This is a genomic window from Actinoplanes sp. CA-051413 (assembly GCF_050955795.1).
Taxonomy (GTDB): Bacteria; Actinomycetota; Actinomycetes; order Mycobacteriales; family Micromonosporaceae; genus Actinoplanes.
Genome location: NZ_CP192100.1, coordinates 548646 through 566410, shown reverse-complemented (window position 1 = coordinate 566410; position 17765 = coordinate 548646). Strand labels below are relative to the sequence as shown.

At 70.8% G+C, this 17765-nt stretch carries 16 protein-coding genes and 1 pseudogene; 5 read left to right on the top strand and 12 right to left on the bottom strand.

What is annotated here, in order from left to right; translation table 11 throughout:
* Nucleotides 1-6 precede the first annotated feature (6 nt).
* Genes ACQP2Y_RS02705 through ACQP2Y_RS02695 form a run of 3 tightly spaced genes read right to left on the bottom strand, consistent with a single transcriptional unit; the run spans nt 7 to nt 2204 of the window.
* Entirely contained in the window at nt 7-666 is a 660-nt protein-coding gene (locus ACQP2Y_RS02705) for a tetratricopeptide repeat protein (RefSeq protein ID WP_433724239.1), read from the bottom strand.
* Nucleotides 642-1592 (bottom strand): cyclase family protein, encoded by a 951-nt coding sequence (locus tag ACQP2Y_RS02700; protein WP_433724237.1) that lies wholly within the window; start codon nt 1590-1592, stop codon nt 642-644. Before ACQP2Y_RS02700 ends, ACQP2Y_RS02705 begins: the two co-directional genes overlap by 25 nt.
* Nucleotides 1593-1616: 24 nt before the next feature.
* On the bottom strand, nt 1617-2204 hold the full coding sequence (locus ACQP2Y_RS02695) for a TMEM165/GDT1 family protein (RefSeq protein WP_433724235.1): 588 nt from the start codon (nt 2202-2204) through the stop codon (nt 1617-1619).
* A 242-nt stretch (nt 2205-2446) separates the two neighbouring features.
* On the opposite strand from ACQP2Y_RS02695, the gene ACQP2Y_RS02690 reads away from it, so the two are divergent.
* Nucleotides 2447-3382 carry an NAD(+)/NADH kinase gene (locus tag ACQP2Y_RS02690; RefSeq protein ID WP_433724233.1) on the top strand — a complete coding sequence of 312 codons (936 nt, stop codon included), beginning with the start codon at nt 2447-2449 and terminating at the stop codon, nt 3380-3382.
* Here the strand turns inward: ACQP2Y_RS02690 and ACQP2Y_RS02685 are convergent.
* A complete protein-coding gene (locus tag ACQP2Y_RS02685; RefSeq protein WP_433724231.1) occupies nt 3379-4974 on the bottom strand; it encodes an alpha/beta hydrolase in 1596 nt (531 codons plus the stop codon). The genes ACQP2Y_RS02690 and ACQP2Y_RS02685 overlap by 4 nt on opposite strands.
* A gap of 97 nt (nt 4975-5071) precedes the next feature.
* On the bottom strand, nt 5072-6301 hold the full coding sequence (locus ACQP2Y_RS02680; protein WP_433724229.1) for an MFS transporter: 1230 nt from the start codon (nt 6299-6301) through the stop codon (nt 5072-5074).
* A gap of 80 nt (nt 6302-6381) precedes the next feature.
* Between ACQP2Y_RS02680 and ACQP2Y_RS02675 the strand changes: the two genes are divergently transcribed.
* Both ACQP2Y_RS02675 and ACQP2Y_RS02670 read left to right on the top strand, forming a co-directional pair.
* Nucleotides 6382-6972, top strand: coding sequence for a TetR/AcrR family transcriptional regulator (locus tag ACQP2Y_RS02675; RefSeq protein WP_433724227.1), 591 nt, complete (start codon nt 6382-6384; stop codon nt 6970-6972).
* A gap of 87 nt (nt 6973-7059) precedes the next feature.
* Nucleotides 7060-7563: a hypothetical protein gene (locus tag ACQP2Y_RS02670; RefSeq protein WP_360816773.1), complete on the top strand. Its 504-nt coding sequence runs from the start codon at nt 7060-7062 to the stop codon at nt 7561-7563.
* Here the strand turns inward: ACQP2Y_RS02670 and ACQP2Y_RS02665 are convergent.
* From ACQP2Y_RS02665 to ACQP2Y_RS02640, 6 genes are all read right to left on the bottom strand, one after another.
* Nucleotides 7553-8803 carry an APC family permease gene (locus ACQP2Y_RS02665; protein WP_433724224.1) on the bottom strand — a complete coding sequence of 417 codons (1251 nt, stop codon included), beginning with the start codon at nt 8801-8803 and terminating at the stop codon, nt 7553-7555. The genes ACQP2Y_RS02670 and ACQP2Y_RS02665 overlap by 11 nt on opposite strands.
* Before the next feature lie 149 nt (nt 8804-8952).
* Nucleotides 8953-9942 carry a zinc-dependent alcohol dehydrogenase family protein gene (locus tag ACQP2Y_RS02660; RefSeq protein ID WP_433724222.1) on the bottom strand — a complete coding sequence of 330 codons (990 nt, stop codon included), beginning with the start codon at nt 9940-9942 and terminating at the stop codon, nt 8953-8955.
* Entirely contained in the window at nt 9939-10772 is an 834-nt protein-coding gene (locus ACQP2Y_RS02655; RefSeq protein ID WP_433724220.1) for a carbohydrate ABC transporter permease, read from the bottom strand. The genes ACQP2Y_RS02660 and ACQP2Y_RS02655 overlap by 4 nt, the downstream gene beginning before the upstream one ends.
* Nucleotides 10769-11701, bottom strand: coding sequence for a carbohydrate ABC transporter permease (locus tag ACQP2Y_RS02650; RefSeq protein WP_360816761.1), 933 nt, complete (start codon nt 11699-11701; stop codon nt 10769-10771). Before ACQP2Y_RS02650 ends, ACQP2Y_RS02655 begins: the two co-directional genes overlap by 4 nt.
* 54 nt (nt 11702-11755) lie before the next feature.
* Nucleotides 11756-13117: an ABC transporter substrate-binding protein gene (locus ACQP2Y_RS02645; protein ID WP_360551216.1), complete on the bottom strand. Its 1362-nt coding sequence runs from the start codon at nt 13115-13117 to the stop codon at nt 11756-11758.
* Between the two features lie 84 nt (nt 13118-13201).
* On the bottom strand, nt 13202-13963 hold the full coding sequence (locus ACQP2Y_RS02640) for a DeoR/GlpR family DNA-binding transcription regulator (RefSeq protein WP_360551214.1): 762 nt from the start codon (nt 13961-13963) through the stop codon (nt 13202-13204).
* Nucleotides 13964-14373: 410 nt separating this feature from the next.
* Between ACQP2Y_RS02640 and ACQP2Y_RS02635 the strand changes: the two genes are divergently transcribed.
* Nucleotides 14374-16620, top strand: a complete 2247-nt coding sequence (locus tag ACQP2Y_RS02635) for a putative bifunctional diguanylate cyclase/phosphodiesterase (RefSeq protein ID WP_433724217.1) — start codon at nt 14374-14376, stop codon at nt 16618-16620.
* Here the strand turns inward: ACQP2Y_RS02635 and ACQP2Y_RS02630 are convergent.
* Nucleotides 16560-17234 carry a winged helix-turn-helix transcriptional regulator gene (locus tag ACQP2Y_RS02630; protein WP_433724215.1) on the bottom strand — a complete coding sequence of 225 codons (675 nt, stop codon included), beginning with the start codon at nt 17232-17234 and terminating at the stop codon, nt 16560-16562. The genes ACQP2Y_RS02635 and ACQP2Y_RS02630 overlap by 61 nt on opposite strands.
* Before the next feature lie 20 nt (nt 17235-17254).
* On the opposite strand from ACQP2Y_RS02630, the pseudogene ACQP2Y_RS02625 reads away from it, so the two are divergent.
* Nucleotides 17255-17569, top strand: a pseudogene (locus ACQP2Y_RS02625) (hypothetical protein); the annotation flags it as partial.
* Nucleotides 17570-17765 lie beyond the last annotated feature (196 nt).

Below are 17765 nucleotides of genomic sequence, written 5' to 3'. Positions count from 1 at the left end.
GCACCGTCAGGGCCGTTCTGAGCGGTTTCCGGGAAACCCACCCAGCAGGAGCACCGCCGCCAGCACCAGGCAGGCCACCGCGGCCGCGGTCGCCTGACGCACCAGCAGCACGGTTCCGACCAGCACCATAACCAGCGCGGGGACCAGCATGGCCCGGTTGCCGGAACTGGCCCGGGCTTTTCGCGGGGCCGGCGCCTCCAGTCCGGCGAGCAGCTGCTTCGCCGCCGTGTGCCGCGGATCCAGCTCCAGCACCGCGAGCAGCGTGCGCCGCGCCTGGTTGCGCCGGCCGAGCCCGGCCTGCGCGGCGGCGAGGGTGAGCAGCCGGTCCGGGCTGCCCGGCTCGAGTGTGGCGGCGGTCCGGACGGCTTCCTCGGCGTCCGCGAACCGCCCGGCGCCGAGCAGCGCGCGGGCCAGCCGGTCGTAGCCGGCGGGCCGGCGGGGATCGGCGCGCACCGCCCGGCCGGCGAGGCGCACTGCCTCATCGTGCCGCCCGGCCGCGGTGAGATCGGCGCAGAGAGCGTCAGCAGCGGCGAGGTCAGCGCAGTGGGCGTCCGCGGTGGTGTCGTCCGCGGTGAGGTCGGGGCCGAGGGAGTCGGGGGCGGTGTCGTCGTGCGCGCCGAGCGGGGCGTCCGGGTCGGGGGTCACCCGCCTGACGTCGGCAGCCACCCTCCGGACCTGAGGTGGTCGTGCGGCTCGATGGCCGGCACCGACGCGTACGCCCGCACCGGGAACGTGCCGAACGCAGACACCCGGGGCGGTGCGGCCGTGAACCGGGCACCGGTCGGCGGCAGGTCCCCGAGCCCGGTGAGGTGCTCGACGATCGGGATGCCGGCGGCCAGCAGCAGCGTGTGCGCGGGTCGTTCGCCACTCGAGGTCATGGCGTCGATGTTCGCCGCGTCGATGCCGACCAGCGCCGCGCCGTGGTCGACCAGCCACTGCGCCCCGGCCTCGCCGAGGTGGGGCGCGTCGACGACGTACTCCGGGGTGGCCCAGTGGGCGTCACCGCCGGTGTGCAGCAGCACCGCCCGGCCCGCGACCTCCAGGCCCTCCAGCGCGTCGACGCCGACCGTCCGGACCCCGCTGCCCGCGGTGCGTACGACGACCGCGGGCAGGTCGGCCAGCCGTTCCAGGGGCAGGCCGGCCAGGTCGGTGCCGTCCGGGTAACGGTGGAACGGGCTGTCCAGGTAGGTGCCCGTGTTGCCGACCATGGTGATCAGGTCGATGGCGAACTCGGTGCCCGGCGCGTACACGTCGCGGGAGGCCTCGCGGGTCAGGTGCGGGGTGAACGCCGGGGCCGGCAGCCCGGGCAGGGTGACCAGGCCCTCGGCGATGACGTGACTGAGCTCGACCCAGCGCCGGGCGGGTTCCGCCGGGCCGGCCGGGGTGCCCAGGTGCGGCTCGGCGAAGATCCGGACGTTGCGCAGCTCGACCCGTTCCACGTCGCGCAGCCGGCACGCCGCCACGAACAGCGCGCCGATCTGCGCCTCGGTGGCGTCGGCGTGCGGCACGTCGACCTTGAAACTCTGCGCGTGCAGCCCCCCGCCGGTGCTGAACATGACGGTGGCGTCGAACTCGGCCCGGTACTGCAGCACCGCGTCTCCTCCTGCTGGTTGAGGCTAGGTGAGCTCGATGAGGGCTTCCACGAGCAGCCAGATGCCGAAGATAGCGAAGAGCGCCGCGGCGCCGTACTTGATGACCTTCTCCGGCAGGTGCCGGCCGAGCAGCCGGCCGACCAGGATGGCCAGCGCGTCGGCGGCGACCATGCCCAGCGTGGAGCCGAGCCAGGTGCCGAACCAGCCGTGCTGGGTGGCCAGCGTGATGGTGGCGAGCATCGTCTTGTCGCCCAGCTCGGCCAGGAAGAACGCGCCGCCGACGGCCAGGATCGCCGAGCCGGTCGAGCGCTCGGCCTTGGTCTTCTCCTCGTCGGTGAGCTTGTCGCCGCGCAGCGTCCACGCGCCGAACGCGAGGAAGGCGATGCCCGCGACCAGGGAGATCCAGCCGGTCGGCAGGGTGGCGCCGAGGCCGTAGCCGATGCCGACGGAGACGGCGTGCACCACGGCGGTGGCCACGGTGATGCCGATCAGCACCGGCACGGGTTTGAAGCGGGTGGCGAACGTGAGCGCCATGAGCTGCGATTTGTCGCCCAGCTCGGCGACGAAGATGACCGCGAAGCTGAGCGCTGTGGCGGCGAGGAACCCGTCCATGAGAACTCCCGGTGAGCGGCGGACCGGGGTTCGGGCGCAGGGCGACCTCGACCCGGCCGGCAGAATAACGCGGCCAAGTCGAAGGTCTCGCTCGCCTCAGAGATCCCAGAGTGCGGATCCGAGGCCGTCCGGCCGGGCTCTCGAACCGCAGAGCCAGTATGTCGACCAGAACGTTGGGAGCTACTCCCCTTCGCGGAACGAAGCCTACCGGGCCGGGCAGTGGATCTGACTAGGGTTGGCCTGTGAGCCTGGAAACAGCGGTGGACACGGTCGGTCTGGTCCTGCACCCCACCAAGCCGGTCGCCGATTCGGTGGCCACGCTGGCGGCCTGGGCGCGTACCCACCGGGGCCGGGTATTGGCCCGTACGGCCGACTCGGGCCGGGTGCCCGCGGACGTCGAGACCGTTCCGGACCAGGAGTTCCTCGAGCGGGTCGGTGGCCTGGTGGCGCTGGGCGGCGACGGCACGATGCTGGGCGCGATGCGGCTGGTGGTCGACCGGCCGGTGCCCGTGCTCGGCGTCAACCACGGCAACCTGGGTTTCCTGGTCGAGGTGACGCCTGCGACGCTGGGCGAGGCGCTGGAGCAGCTGCACCGCGGGGACTTCACGGTCGAGTCGTACGCCTGCCTGGTGGCCGACGCCGGCCCGGTCGCGCTGACCACCCGCTACGGCTTCAACGACGTGGTGCTGGCCCGGCTCGGGCGCACCGGCGCGGTCTCGGTGGACCTGACGGTCAACGGCCGGCAGTACGGCTACTACCGGTGTGACGGCGTGGTCGTCTCGACGCCGAACGGCTCGACGGCGTACAACTACGCGGCCGGCGGCCCGGTGCTGTCCCCCTCGGCCGCCGCCGTCGTGATCACCCCGGTCGCGCCGATGGCGGGCATCGGGCGGTCGGTGGTGCTCGGCGCGGGTGACCGGGTGGCGCTGACCGTGGCCGCCGACAGTGCGCCGGTCGCGGTGGACGTCGACGGTACGGCGGCCGGCGAGCTCACCGGCGGCGACGTCCTGTCGGCCGGGCTGCGGGAGAAGGCCGCCGAGGTGGTCCGCCTGTCCCCCGACCGGCACCAGAACCGCAGCCAGGTCAAGCTGAGCCTGCTGGACCTGCCGTTGCGCCGGGACCAGCTGCTGGAGCTGATCCCGGCCGAGCTGCGGCACAAGGTTGTGCCGGAGGACTAACGGATGAGCTTCTGCAGTTCCAGCCGGGTCTGCACGGCCGCGCTCTCGGTGCGCTCCGTCGTGGTCGCGGCCGGTGTCGGGTCCGGCGGCGCGATGGGCTTGCACTGCTTGTCCGACCGGTCCGCCTTGACCCGCCGGGGCAGGGCGCCCGTCGCGAGGTAGTCGGCCACCGCGTTGTCCACGCACCGGTTGCCGAAGAGTGAGCCCGCGTGGGTCGTGCCGCCGACGCCCTCGATCAGCGCCGAGCGCGGGAAGCGCTTGCGGACCTCGAGGCTGCCCGAGAACGGGGTGGCCGCGTCCAGGGTCTCGCTGATCAGCAGCAGCGGCGGGGCCTTGCTCCCGTCGACCGCGACCGGCTGGCCGGGCTCGCCGGCCCAGTCCCGGCAGGGCGCGTTGTACCAGGCGTTGCCCCAGGTCTCGAAGGGTGCGCGCCGGTGCACCCGCCAGTTGTCGGTCTGCCAGCGCTGCCAGGACGCCGGCCACCGTGCGTCGGTGCACTGCACCCCGAGGTAGATCGCGTAGCCGTTGTCGGAGCCGGGCTCCTGGGTGTTGTTGTCGTCGTAGAGCTTGCGCAGCTCCGCCGGGTCGTCGTCGTTGACCCAGCTCGCAAACGCCGACGCGACCGTCTCCCAGCCGAAGACGTAGTACCCGGCCTGGAGGAAGACGTCGGTCAGCTCGTCCGGGCCGAGGACGCCACCGGCCGGCTTGCGGGCCAGCTCGGCCTGCTCGGCGTAGAACAGCTTCTCGACCTTCTTGGCGCTCCGGCCGAGGTGGTAGACGTCGTCGTGGTCGGCCAGCCAGCGGAAGTAGATCTTGATGTTGCGGTCGAACGCGAGGTCCTGGTCGAGGTTGGCGTCGTACCAGACCCGGCCGGGGTCGACGTTGCCGTCGAGCACCATCCGGCGGACCCGGTCGGGGTGGCGGGTGGCGTACACCTGACCGAGGTACGTGCCGTACGAGAAGCCGTAGAAGTTGATCTGCTCCACGCCCAGCGCGATCCGCAGCCGTTCCAGGTCCCGCACGGTGTCGGTGGTCCGCAGGTGGTCGAGCAGCGCGCCGCCGTTCTTGGCGCACGCCGCGGCGTAGCCCTTGGCCCGGGCCAGCCAGGCCTTCTCGATCGCGCGGGTGCTGGGCACGTACGGCGGCCGGTTGTAGCCGGCGTACTTCGGGTCACAGGTCAGCGCCGGCTTGCTGGCCCCGACGCCGCGCGGGTCGAAGCCGATCCAGTCGTACGCGGCGCCGGCCTTGTCCGGGACCAGGTCGCCGAGCACCGGCAGCGGCAGTCCGGAGCCGCCGGGACCACCCGGGTTCACCAGCATGACGCCCTGGTAGTCGCGGTCCGGGACCGAGTGCTTGATCCGGGAGACGGCGAGCTGGATCTTGGGGCCGGCGGGCGCCGCGTGGTCCAGCGGGACGGCCAGGAAGCCGCACTCCGCCTTACGCGTCTTGAGGGCGGCGTTCTCGCACTGGCCCCAGGTGATCGTCGGGTATCCGGGAGCGCCACGCGGCGGCTCCGCGTGCGCGCCGGACGCGACGGCCGCGCCGCCCAGTGCCAGCGCGAACGTGGCGGCAGTCGCCAGAAGTCTTGTCATGCCCAGCCCTTCGTGTGGTTTCGCCCCATATGCTCCGGCGCGAACGACTGTTCAACAGCCGTCCACGCCGGGGGGTTACCACGAAAGAGCCGGTCGATCAGGCCCGCCGCACCCGCTGAGCAGCCAGCGCGGCCAGCCCGAGCGCGACCACGACCAGCCCGTAGACCACCGTGGTCAGGTGCAGGCCGGCCGAGGTGGCGGCGAGTCCGGCGATCACCGCCGGCAGGCTGAAGGCGACGTACGCGATGGTCAGCGCGACCGCGAACAGCTCGCCGCGCTCGTGCGGAGCGGCCAGCAGGGCGAGGGTGCCGAAGCTCGCCAGCGCGGAGGCGCCGAAGCCGATCCCGGCCAGTGCCGTGCCGACCGCGCCGAGCACCACGTTGCCGGTCTGCACGCCGACCAGGGTCACGGCGGTGCCCACGGTGAGCAGCGCTCCGGCGATGGTGAGCACCCGCGGCGTCGGCCAGGTCCGCAGCGCGAACGCGGTCACGGCGCCGGTGCCGCAGAGCAGGGTCACGACCAGGCCGCCGATCAGGTGGTTGGCCAGCCCGAAGACGCCGACCGCGACGGACGGGCCGAGCGAGAGGTAGAGACCGCCCAGGGCCCAGCTCGCCACGATGATCGGTACGAGGGCGAACACCGCGCCGCGCAGCCGGGCCGGCACGCCGAGCCGGGGGATCAGGGACGCGACGCCACCGGGACGCCGGCCGGAGGTCTCCGGCATCACCAGCACGACCAGGGCGGCGACGGCCATCCCGGCCAGCAGCAGGGCGTAGACGAAGTGGGTGGGGCCGGGAGCGAACTGCACCAGCGCACCGGTGCCGAGGGAGCCGATGGCCAGGCCGGCGGGCGGCACCACGCTGTTGACCAGCCCGGCCCGGCCGGGCGCGTGCGGCGGATTGAGGTCGACCAGGGCCGCACCGAGGGTGGTGAGGGCGGCACCGGTCGCGATGCCCTGCAAGAAGCGGGCGGCGAGCAGCACCGGGACGTCACCGGCGGCGAGGAAGAGCACGAGGGCGACGATCTCCAGGCCGATCGCGGCGGCCAGCACCGGCCGGCGGCCGACGTGGTCGGACAGGGCGCCGAGCACCAGCAGGGCGCCGATCAGGCCGACGACGTAGACCGAGAAGACGACGGTCAGCGTGACCGCCGAGAAGCCCCACAGCTGCTGGTAGACCACGTAGAGCGGCGAGGGCGCGCTGGACGCGGCCGTGAACGTCACGAAGATCGCCGCGATCGCGGCGAAGGCCACCGGACGGGACAGGCGTTTGCGGCGGACGGCCGGATCACCGGTACGGGCGGTCGTGCGGTTCGCGGTGGTGGTCATGGCACTTCCTCGCCTTCCGAACAGACAGGTCTGTCTGACGCCACCGACACTAGACAGATCTGTCTGCTATCGTCAATCGCATGTCCGCTGTGTCACCCCCGAGCCCCGTCACCCCCAAGCCGTCCGCCCGCGACCGGCTGCTCGCCGCCGCCGACGAGCTCTTCTACGCGCAGGGCGTGCACACGGTCGGCATCGACCGGGTCATCGAGCACGCCGGGGTCGCCAAGGCCACGCTGTACAGCGCGTTCGGCAGCAAGGACGGGCTGATCCGGGCGTACCTGGAGGGCCGGCACCGCCGACGGCGGGAACGCATCCTGACCGCGCTGGAACGCTTCGACACGCCGCGCCACCGCCTGCTGGGCGTCTTCGACGTCCTGGCCGAGCTGGCCGCCGCGCCGTCGTTCCGCGGGTGCGCCTTCTACAACGCCAGCGCGGAGTCGCCGCCGGACGGCGTGGTCCAGCAGGTGTGCGACGAGAACCGCGCCTGGACCCGCGGACTGTTCACCGACCTGGCCCGCGAGGCCGGCGCACGGGACCCCGAGGCGCTGGCCGCGCAGCTGGTCGTCCTCTACGACGGCACCTCGGTCGGCGCCCGGATGGACCGCTCGGCTGCGGCGGCCACCACGGCCCGCGCGGTCGCGGCTGCTCTGCTGGACGCCGCCACGGCCTGACGAGCCACCCGTACGCGCGGGGCCAGAATGCACCGTGCACTATGACCGGAATGTAACGATGCGGTGATGGACTGGCTCCATCCCCTCATGGGGACCACCACCGTGGACGGCCGGGCACCACAGGCGTACATGGTCGCGTTGCAGCACGTCGTGATGACTCTCGACGGCGACCCGGCCTGGCAACGCTGGTGGGACGCGGCGGGCGTACCGGAGTGCGAGCTCGGGATCGTCGCCGAGGGTCCGCTCGACCACCTGCGTCCCAGCGCCGACATCTGCAAGGTCAGCGGCAAGCTGCGGGCCAACTTCACCTGTGCCGCGCCGGCGCCCGGCAGCCGGCGCCCGGCGGAGCTGTTCCCGCTGGCGGTGCACGAGGTGACCGGCATGTTCGAGGTGATCCGCGAGGCGATGGGCCTGGGTGCGCTGCCGCCGGTGCCGCCGCTGCCCGACCTGCCGGAGCACGCCCGCGAGCTGGAGGTCACCTGCCGGGCCGTGGTGCAGGAGACCGGCGAGGTGGACGCGCAGGGCTATCTGACCCTCACCCAGATCCGGGAGTTCTTCGGCGACGAGGATCCGCAGTCCGTCAGCCGGTGAGCTCTTCGCTGTTCACCCGTTCCGGGCGGTGGGCCCCCGGGATCCGCTGCCGGGGCAGAGCGGGCAGTGGCGGGGTCACCACCACGGCGGCGCCGCCCAGGCCGATGCCGGCGTAACGCACCGGGTCGGCCCGGCGCAGCGCGAGGCCGTATCCGAGGCCGAGCAGGACCGTGCCGCCGCCCACAGTCTGGAGCATCGGCTGGTCGGCCACCGCGAGACCGCCGAGCACACCCAGCCCGATCGTGGCCAGTCCCGGGGCGAGCAAGCGGCGCCAGAGCCCCTCACCCTCCGGGTTGCGGTTGAGGAACAGCAGCGCCGCCAGCGAGGTCAGCGCCAGCAGCACCAGGATGCCCGCGGCGCCCGCGCGCTCCGGCCACCGGTCGATCCCGGACCCCGCGTACGCATATCCCCCGATCACCGCCCCCGCCACCACCGCCGGCACCGCCGACGCCGGGGCACGACGGCCCAGCGCCGCGGGCAGCACCCGCTCCCGGCCCAGCGCGATCAGGTGGCGGACGATCACCTCCTGCAGCGCGATCATCCCCGCGAGCAACCCGGTGACCAGCACGGCCCGGCCCAGGGTGACCGCCCAGGGCGCGAAGGTCCGCGCCACCGCTCCCTCCGGTGCGGTGCCGCCGATCGCCCAGCTCGCCGCCGCGAACAGCAGCGCGAGCAGCGTGACGCAGACGGGCATCACCCGGCGCGGATGCCGCGTCCGTCCGACGTGGACGGCCGTGGTCTCGAAACCGGCGAGGGTCAGTGCCGCGGCGACCAGCAGCCCGCCCAGCACCGGACGCGGCATGTCTTCGAGGGGCCTCGGCGACAGGGCTGCCAGTTCCGGTGGGTTCGCTGCGCCGTAACCGACGAGCACCGCGATCTCGGCCAGCACCAGCGTCCCGATCAGCCAGGAGATGAGCCGGATCGGGAGCACTCCGCAGACCGCGACGACGACCCAGCACGACAGGGCGACCACCCACCACGCCACCGCGATCCCGAACCAGCTCGCCAGCAGCGGCTCGGCCGCCGCACCGACCGCCGCGTAGAGCGCGAGCTGCATGGCCTGGTACGACACCAGAGCCAGCCCGGCCGCGCCGAGGCCGAGCGGGCGGCCGAGACCCCGGGCGATGAGGCCGTACAGCGGGCCCGGGTACGGCATCCTCCGGGCCATCGCGACCCAGCCGGTGGCGAAGACAAGCAGCAGCAGTCCCACCCCGAGAAAGACCGAGGGGTGGACCGTCATGTCTGCAGCGAGCGGCGCCGTGACGGCAACGGCAAGCAGAACGGCGGCCGGTGGGCGAAGCGGGGGCACCGCTTCATTCAGGCCCGCACCGGCCGCCGTTGACAACCACTAGTGATCAAGCACTAACCGAAAGTGACAAGATTGGCACATCAGGGCTCGATGAGGATCTTCCGTCCCACCCCGGCCCGGAACTGGTCGAGCGCCTGCGCATAGCTGTCCAGCGGGAACCGGTGACTGACGAAGATCTCCGGCGCCAGCACGCCGGACGCCATCAGCTCCCCGGCCCGGTCGAAGCTGTGCAGCACCGCCATCGAGCCGGTGATGGTGATCTCGCGCCGGTAGATCTCGTACGGCTCGATCTCCACCCGGGCGTCGTAGCCGGACACCCCGAACTGCAGGAACGTACCGCCCCGGCCGACCCGGGCAAGCCCGTCGCGGATCGCCGGCGCCGCACCGGTGCAGTCGATCACCACGTCCCAGCCGCGCGGCGCGTCGAGCTCGTCGGCGCTGGTCACGGCCGCGCTGCAGCCGAGCCGCTGGGCCGTCTCCAGGCGCTCGGGATTGAGATCCACCATGGACACCGTCGCCGCGCCGGCCCGCTTGGCCAGCTCCAGCATCATCAGCCCCATCGTGCCGGAGCCGTAGATCAGGAAGGTGTCGGCCATCCGGCGGGGCAGCACGTCGAAGCCCCGGACCGCGCAGGACAGCGGCTCGATCAGCGCGGCGTCGCGGGCGGCCAGGTGCGGCGGCAGCTTGAACAGGTTGGCCATCGGGGCGGCCACGAACTCGGCCGCACCACCGCTGCGGGTCACCCCGATCGCGTTCCAGTTCTCACACTGGTTGCCCCGCGCCCGCTTGCAGTAGTAGCAGTAACCGCAGTACAGCGACGGGTCGACCGCGACCTGGTCGCCGACCGCGTACCCGGTGACCTGCGCGCCGAGCTCCACGATCTCGCCGGCGAACTCGTGACCCGGCACGATCGGGAACGCCGGCGCGAACTCGCCGTCCATGATGTGCAGGTCGGTGCCGCAGATGCCGACCGCGGCCGGCCGGACCACCACGTCGTACGGGCCCGGGGTGGGATCCGGCACGGTCTGCACCGCGATCGTGCCGGGGGTGACGACGACGGCTGCCTTCACTTGACCGCTCCCATCGAGAGTCCACGGACCAGCTTGTTCTGCGCGACCCAGCCGGCCAGCAGCACCGGCAGCGAGAGCAGGACGGCGGCGGCGGACAGGTCGGCCAGGAACGGGCCCCGGCCGGAGATGAAACCGAGCAGGAAGATCGGCGCCGTGCTGGCGTTCGTGTCGGTCAGGTTCACCGCCAGGAAGAACTCGTTCCAGGTGAAGATGAAGCAGATCAGCGCGGTGGCGGCCAGGCCGGGCGACACCATCGGCAGGATGATCCGCCGGATCGAGGTGATCAGGCCCGCGCCGTCGACCTCACCGGCCTCCAGCACCTCCCGCGGCACCTCCAGCAGGAACGACCGCATCATCCAGATCGCCAGCGGCAGGTTCATCGACGTGTAGAGGATGACCATCGTCCAGATGTTGTCCTTCATGCCGATCTTCACCGTCAGCAGGTACACCGGCAGCACGGCGGCGACCACCGGCATCATCTTGGTGGAGATGAAGAAGAACAACGCGTCGCTCCACTTGGCCACCGGGCGCAGGGACAACGCGTACGCCGCCGGGGTCGCCAGCATCACCACGATCAGCGTGGAGAACACGCTGGCCATCAGCGAGTTCAGCAGGAACGGCGTGATGTTGCTGTCGAACACGTTCGAGAAGTGCTCGAAGGTCGGCGTGAAGAACCAGACGGGCGGGTTGGTGGTGACGTCCTTGGACTGCTTGAGGCTGGTCAGCAGCATCCAGATGACCGGGAAGACGAAGATGATCCCCGCGATCCAGGCCACCACGCCCCAGGCCGCGTTCTGGACCCGGCGCCCACCGGCGGTAGCGGTGCTCATCGGCCCTCCTCCACCTTGAACAGACCCGAGATGACCCGCAGCGCGAACGTCGCCACGATGATCGTCAGGATGACCACGACGACGCCGGCCGCGGAGGCCTCGCCGTACTCGAACTTGCTGAAGATGGTCTGGTAGATCTCGTACGGCAGGTTGGTGGTCGCCGTGCCGGGACCGCCCTGGGTGATCGTGTAGATCGCGTCGAACGTGTTCACCAGGTAGATCGAGCCCAGCAGCGCGCCCAGCTCCAGGTACTGGCGCAGGTGCGGCAGGGTCATCCGGGTGAAGATGCGCCAGGCGTTGGCGCCGTCCATCCGGGCCGCCTCCAGCACGTCGTTGCTCTGCGACTGCAGGCCGGCCAGCAGGATCAGCATCATGAAGGGCGTCCACTGCCACACCAGCGTGGTGATGATGGCGGTCTTGGGATACGACGTCGCCCAGGCGGTGCTGCCCCCGAAGATGCCGTTGATCAGGCCGTAGTCCGGGTTGTAGATGCCGTGCTTCCATAGCAGCGCGGCCGCCACCGGCATGATCAGGAACGGTGTGATCAGCATGGTCCGCACGATGGACCGGCCGAAGAACTTACGGTCGAGCAGGATGGCGAGGGCCAGGCCCAGGATCATCGAGAAGATCACCGCACCGGCGGTCAGCACCACCGTGTTGAGCAGCGCGGACCGCAGCCGGTTGTCGGTGAGCACGGTGACGTAGTTGTCGATGCCGACGAACTTCTTCGAACCCGGGCGCAGCGCGTTCCAGCTGAGCGTGGAGAAGTAGATCGTGACCAGGAACGGGACCTGGGTCACGATAATGGCGAAGATCAGTGCGGGCAGCAGGGGCGCCCGCCGTACCCAGCGCTCCTTGGCGCCTCCCTTACGGGAGACGGGCGGCGGGGCCTCGGTCTGCGCGTCCGCCCGGGTGATGACGTCGGTCATTGCTAACCTTCCGGTCGGTGCGGGGGTGCCGTCACGACGGCACCCCCGCGGGCACTACTTGTAGTTCTTCGCCACTTCTTCGGCGAGTTTCTGTCCGTCATTCAGTGCCGCGTCGACCGTCTTGCTCCCGGCCAGGGAGGCGCTGAGCTCCTGCGAGAGCTTGGTGCCGAGGTCCGCGAACTCGGGGATGCCGACGAACTGCACACCCAGCGCGGGCCGGGGCTGCAGACCCGGGTTGGTCGGGTTGGCGTTCTCGATCGAACCGAGCGTGATGTCCGCGAACGCCTTGGCCGACTCCTTGTACTCCGGGATCGAGTACGTCGAGGTGCGCTTGCCGGACGGCACCCGCGACCAGCCGAGCTTCTCGCCGACCAGCTTCTCGTAGTCCTTGCTGGTCGCCCACGAGATGAACTTCCAGGCGTTGTCGGCCTTCTTGGTGGTCTTGGGCATCGCGAACGCCCAGGTCCACAGCCAGCCGGAGTACTCGGTCTTGTTGACCGGGGCGTACGCGTAGCCGACCTTGCCGGCCACCTTGGACGAGTTCGGGTCCTCGAGCGTGCCGGCCGCGGACGTGGCGTCGTACCACATGGCCGCCTTGCCCTGACCGAACGTGTTCAGGCACTCGGTGAAGCCGGCCTGCGGCGCGCCGGCCTCGCCGTGCTGCTTGACCAGGTTGACGTAGAAGTTGGCGGCTTCCTTGAACTCGGGCGCGTTGACCTTCGGCGTCCAGTCCTTCTCGAACCAGGTGCCGCCGTACGTGTTGACGACCGTGGTCAGCGGGGCGAACATCTCGCCCCAGCCGGGCAGGCCGCGCAGGCAGATGCCGGCCACGCCCTTGCCCTTGTCGTCCAGCTTCGCGGCGAAGTCGGCGACCTGCGCCCAGGTCGGCTTCTCCGGCATCTTGAGGCCCTTGGCCTCGAACATGTCCTTGTTGTACATGAGGAACGACGACTCGCCGTAGAACGGCGCCGCGTACATCTTGCCGTCGTCGCCGGTCAGCGACTGCACCATCGGCTTGATCAGGTCGGCCTGGTCGTACGCCGAGTCGGCCGCCGCCTGCGTGGAGACCTCGTGCAGCCAGCCGTTCTTGGCCCAGATCGGCACCTCGTACGCGCCGACCGTGACGGCGTCGTACTGCCCGCCCTGGTTGGCGACGTCCTGGGTGACCTTGTCGCGCAGTTCGTTCTCGGGAAGGATCGTGAACTTCACCGTGACGCCGGACTGCTTGGTGAAGTTGTCGGCGGTGAGCTTCTGGATGTCCTCCATCTGCGGGTTGCCGACCATGAGCACGGTGATGGTGTTGTCGGCGGTGTCGCCACCGCCGGTGGAGCCGGCGCCGGAACACCCGGAGAGCACGAGGGCGCCCGCGGTCGCCCCCGCGATCAGCAGAGAGAGCTTCTTACCTGGTTTCTGCACAGCAGATCCTCCGTTTGCAGACATGCGCGAACCGTGCCGGCGATCGAAAAATGGCCGGCAGTGAAGAGCGAAAATGTTTTCCGGTCAGACCCGGATGACCTGGGGCCCGAGCCGGGAATAGCGGTGCGCCTCGGATGCCGGCAGCCCGGTGTCCGTGACCAGTGATTCGAAATCCGATATCTCGGCGAAGCGGCAGAACGTCCGCACACCGAACTTGGTGTGAATGCCGGCGAATATCCGCCGGCGGGCGGCCCGGACGGCGTGCGCCTTGACGTCGGCGACGGCCGGGTCCGGGGTGGTGAGACCCACCTCGCGGGAGATGCCGTTGGCGCCGACGAAGGCGAGATCGATGACGAAGCCGGCCAGCATGCCGCTGGCCCAGTGGTCGACCGTGGCCAGCGTGCGGCCCCGGACCCGGCCGCCGAGCAGCAGCACGGTCGCCGGGCTGGAGGTGGACAGCCAGGCCGCTGTGTTCAGCGAGGCGGTGACGACGGTGAGCGGCCGATCGGTCGGCAGGGCTTCGGCGATGAGCTGCGGGGTGAACCCCTCGTCGATGAAGATGGTCTCCGCGTCCCCGAGCAGGCCGACCGCCGCGGCGGCGATCCGCCGCTTCTCGGGCACGCCCCGGGTGGTGCGCATGGCCAGATCGGTCTCGAATTTCGCGGTCTCCACCGGATACGCACCACCGTGCGTACGCCGCAGCAGTCCGTGCTTTTCGAGCAGGCGCAGATCGCGCCGAATGGTCTCGGCGGAAACTGTCAGTTCGGCGGCCAGTTTGGCGACGTCCACCTCACCCTGCCGGCGGGCCAGGGCGACGATCTGATGCTGTCTTTCTTCCGCGTTCACATTCCCACCTCCGGCCGCCCACCCAGGCATTCGCTCATCCGCGGCTGCCGTGGACCATTTGTAACACCGGGGAAACGTGTGGCCCCCATCACAGACCAGGCTGATTCGGTGTGTCTCTGCCCGCTTCGGTACGTCCGCTACCCGGTGGATATCATCCCATCGACGGGCGAAAGCGTACGAAGGTCATGCCCGAATGATCGAAAATTCTGCCCGGTCGCTGCCCGGTGGTGTGAACTCGGTAGACCGGAGCGGGCCCGAGCGGGCGTACGGGCCCCGCGAAGCCCGTCGGCGGGTTGTTACCGGAGCTTTATCAAGGCCGCTGTGTGGGAACGGCAACGCGCCCGGCCGAAAACGGTCACGCTGAAGACCTCAGCTCCACGTCCGGCGAACCGACAGACTGGGTCATGGGCATGCTTGCAACTCAGCAGCTGACGGAGTTCCTCTCCGTGGTCGCTGACCGGCCGGACGGACCGGCAGCGCAGTACGCGGCCGTCGAATGCGCGGTGGGCGCTCTCGACGCCGAGGTTGCTGTGCTGGTCATCGACGGGCGCGTGGCCGCCACCATCGGCGTACCGGCCGACCAGGTGCGCCCGGCCGTGCTCACCGAGGTGGCCGCCGGACGCCGCAGCGTGCTGAATCTCGGCGACACCGCGTACGCGGTCACCGGCGCGGCCCTGGGCGGCCAGGCGCCCGGCGCACTGGTCGTCGGCCGCACCGGCCCGGACTTCACCGACGAGGACGTCTGCCTGCTCCGCGGCATGGCCCTGGTCCTCGAGCTGAGCCTGCAAGCTCTGCACGTCATCGAATCGGAGCGCCGGCAGGCCCGGGAGAACGGCCGGCTGGCCGACTCGCTGCAGGAACGCCAGCGCCTGTTCGAGCACCTGACCCGGATCCAGCGGCTGATCGCCCGCCGGGCCCCGCTGCAGCAGATCCTGGACGCGATCACCGCGGGCGCCGCCGAGCTGCTCGACCTGGAGATGGCCTCGCTCAACCTGCTGGAGAAGGACGATCCGTCGGTCGGCTCGATGGTCTCCAGCATCGGCTTCGCCCCCGAGGTGCTGGCCAAGATGAAGCGCATCCCGCTGCCCTCGGCGGGCGTCGCCGGCCTGGCCGTGCTGGGCGACGAGCTGATCATGGTCGAGGACTACGCCAACTCGCCGATCGCCATCCCCGAGGTGGTGCGCTCCAGCCTCAAGGCTGTGATGGCCATCCCCGTGCACGAGAACGGCGCGGTGGTCGGCTGCCTGACCGTCGGCACGTACACCGGCCCCCGGGAATGGGACAAGCCCGCGCAGGAAATACTGCGTGCGTTCGCCGAGCACGTCAGCCTGGCGCTGACCGACGCCCGCACCCTGGAGGCGATGAACGAGGCGTTCCACGACTCGTTGACCGGACTGGCCAGCCGGGCGCTGTTCCAGGCCCGGATGGACCGCGCGTTCGCCACGGCCGAGCAGGAGAACGCCGGCGTCGCCATGCTCTTCGTCGACCTGGACCGCTTCAAGGTCGTCAACGACTCGCTCGGGCACGCGGCCGGCGACCAGCTCCTCGTCCTGGCCGCCGAACGGATCAAGAAGTGCCTGCGCTCGGCCGACATGGCGGCCCGCCTCGGCGGCGACGAGTTCGCGGTGCTGCTGCCGCTGGTGCATGGCCTGGACGAGGCCGTACCGGTGGCGCGGCGCATCCTCGAAGCCATGCGTGAGCCGTTCGAGCTCAACGGCAAGGAAACCTTCGTCAGCTGCAGCGTCGGCGTGGCGTACAGCGTGGCCGGCGGGCACGACGGCCAGGAGCTGATGGTCAGCGCGGACCTGGCCATGTACCAGGCCAAGAAGCAGGGCAAGGACCGCTACGAGATCTTCGAGCCGGCCATGCAGGCGGTGTTCCAGGCCGGCCTGCAGATGGAGGCGGACCTGCGCCGGGCCGTGGTGCGGCACGAGTTCGAGCTGCGTTACCAGCCGATCGTGCACCTGAAGACCGGGGAGATCACCGGCCTGGAGGCGCTGGTCCGCTGGCAGCACCCGGAGCGCGGGATCATCCCGCCACTGGACTTCATCCCGCTCGCCGAGGAGACCGGGATGATCGTCCCGATCGGCGAATGGGTGCTGCGCGAGGCCTGCCGGCAGGCGGCCCGCTGGAACGAGCGCCGCGACGGCAAGCCGCTGAGCGTGAGCGTCAACATGTCGGCGGTCCAGCTGGAGCAGGCGGACCTGCCGGAGGTGGTGGCGTCGGCGCTGACCAACAGCGGCCTGCCGGCCACCAGCCTGGTGATCGAACTGACCGAGTCGCTGCTGGTCGACCACCGCCCGTCGACCCTGCGCCAGCTCGAGCAGATCAAGAGCCTGGGGGTACGGCTGGCCATCGACGACTTCGGCACCGGGTATTCCAGCCTGGCGTACCTGCGCCGGTTCCCGATCGACATCATCAAGATCGACAAGTCGTTCGTCGACGACGTCGGTGACGTGCCGGCCGCGGCGGCGCTGACGCTGGGCATCATCCAGCTGGGGCAGGCGCTGCACCTGTCCACGATCGCGGAGGGCATCGAGGACGCGGGGCAGCTGAGCGAGCTGACCGACGGCAACTGCGAACTGGGGCAGGGCTACTACTTCGCCGAGCCGCTCAACGACGAGGACATGGGCGAGCTGCTCTTCCCCTCGTCCTGAACGGAACGCAGCAGCCTCTCGACGGCCGACATGTCCCCGACAACGGCCGCACTGCCATCGGCACAGACGCCGGCGAGCTTGGCGGGGTCGGTCAGCAGGGCGCTGTACGTCCTGGGGTCCGTACGGAGTGAGACGGCCGCCGTGGCCGGCTCACCGGCCTGCACCTCGACGCGTCCGGAGACCGAACGAACCGTCCAGACCCGGCCGTCGAGCTCCAGACGGCAGACCGTCGGCGGCGCCGCGGGATCGGGACGGGCGGCGCCACGCAGCAAGATGAGCACGGACGTCGCACTGAGCGCGGCCGGCGCCGACGGTTCCGGTGCGTCGATCCCCCAGTCCCCCAGAGCGACCAGGATCGGCTCCAGCCGGCGGCCGCGCTCGGTCAGCTCGTAGACCCGCTCGGGGCTCCGGCGGATCACCGCGTTGTGCTCGAGCTCGCGCAGCCGGTCCGCGAGCAGATTCGAGCTGACGTGGGGCAGCGCTTGGCGCAGCTCGGAGAACCGCTGCGGCGTCAGGAGCAGCTCCCGGACGACCAGCAGGGCCCACCGCTCCCCGACGACGTCGAGGGCCCGGGCGATCCCGCACGAGTCCCGATAGCTACGGCTGGTCGGCATTCCACTCCCCTGTCGCTCCGATGAGGCGGCGGCGCGATCGGCGGCGCCGTGGCCCGGGTTTTCGCCCGGGAAGGCGCAAAAGTGACCAGGGCACCGCGCTGGCGGACCTCTCCCTGGAAGAGTTCATGCGGCCGATCGACGGCTTCCTGCGCACGCTGTTCATCACCAGCAAAGCCGTGGCCCGGCACATGGGCCACGACCGCCCCGGCGTGGTGCTGACCCTGTCGGAGCCGGGCGCCAAGCTCGCCGTGGGCGGCATCCTCGGGCACGGGGTGAGCGCGGCCGGCAAGGAGGCGTTCTCCCGGCTGCTGGCCGCCGAACTGGCCCCCCGCATCCGGGTGATCGACATCCGGCCCCACGCGGTGATCGACGCACCGGCCGCCGGCTCCTACACCGCAGACCTCTTCATCCAGTCCGCGGCGGCGAACGGTCAGTCGGTCCAGACCTTCCTCGAAGAGGGACTGGCGCAGAGCACCCTGCTGAAACGAACTGCCCACGCTCGCCCAGATCGCCGAAACAGCCGCGTTCCTG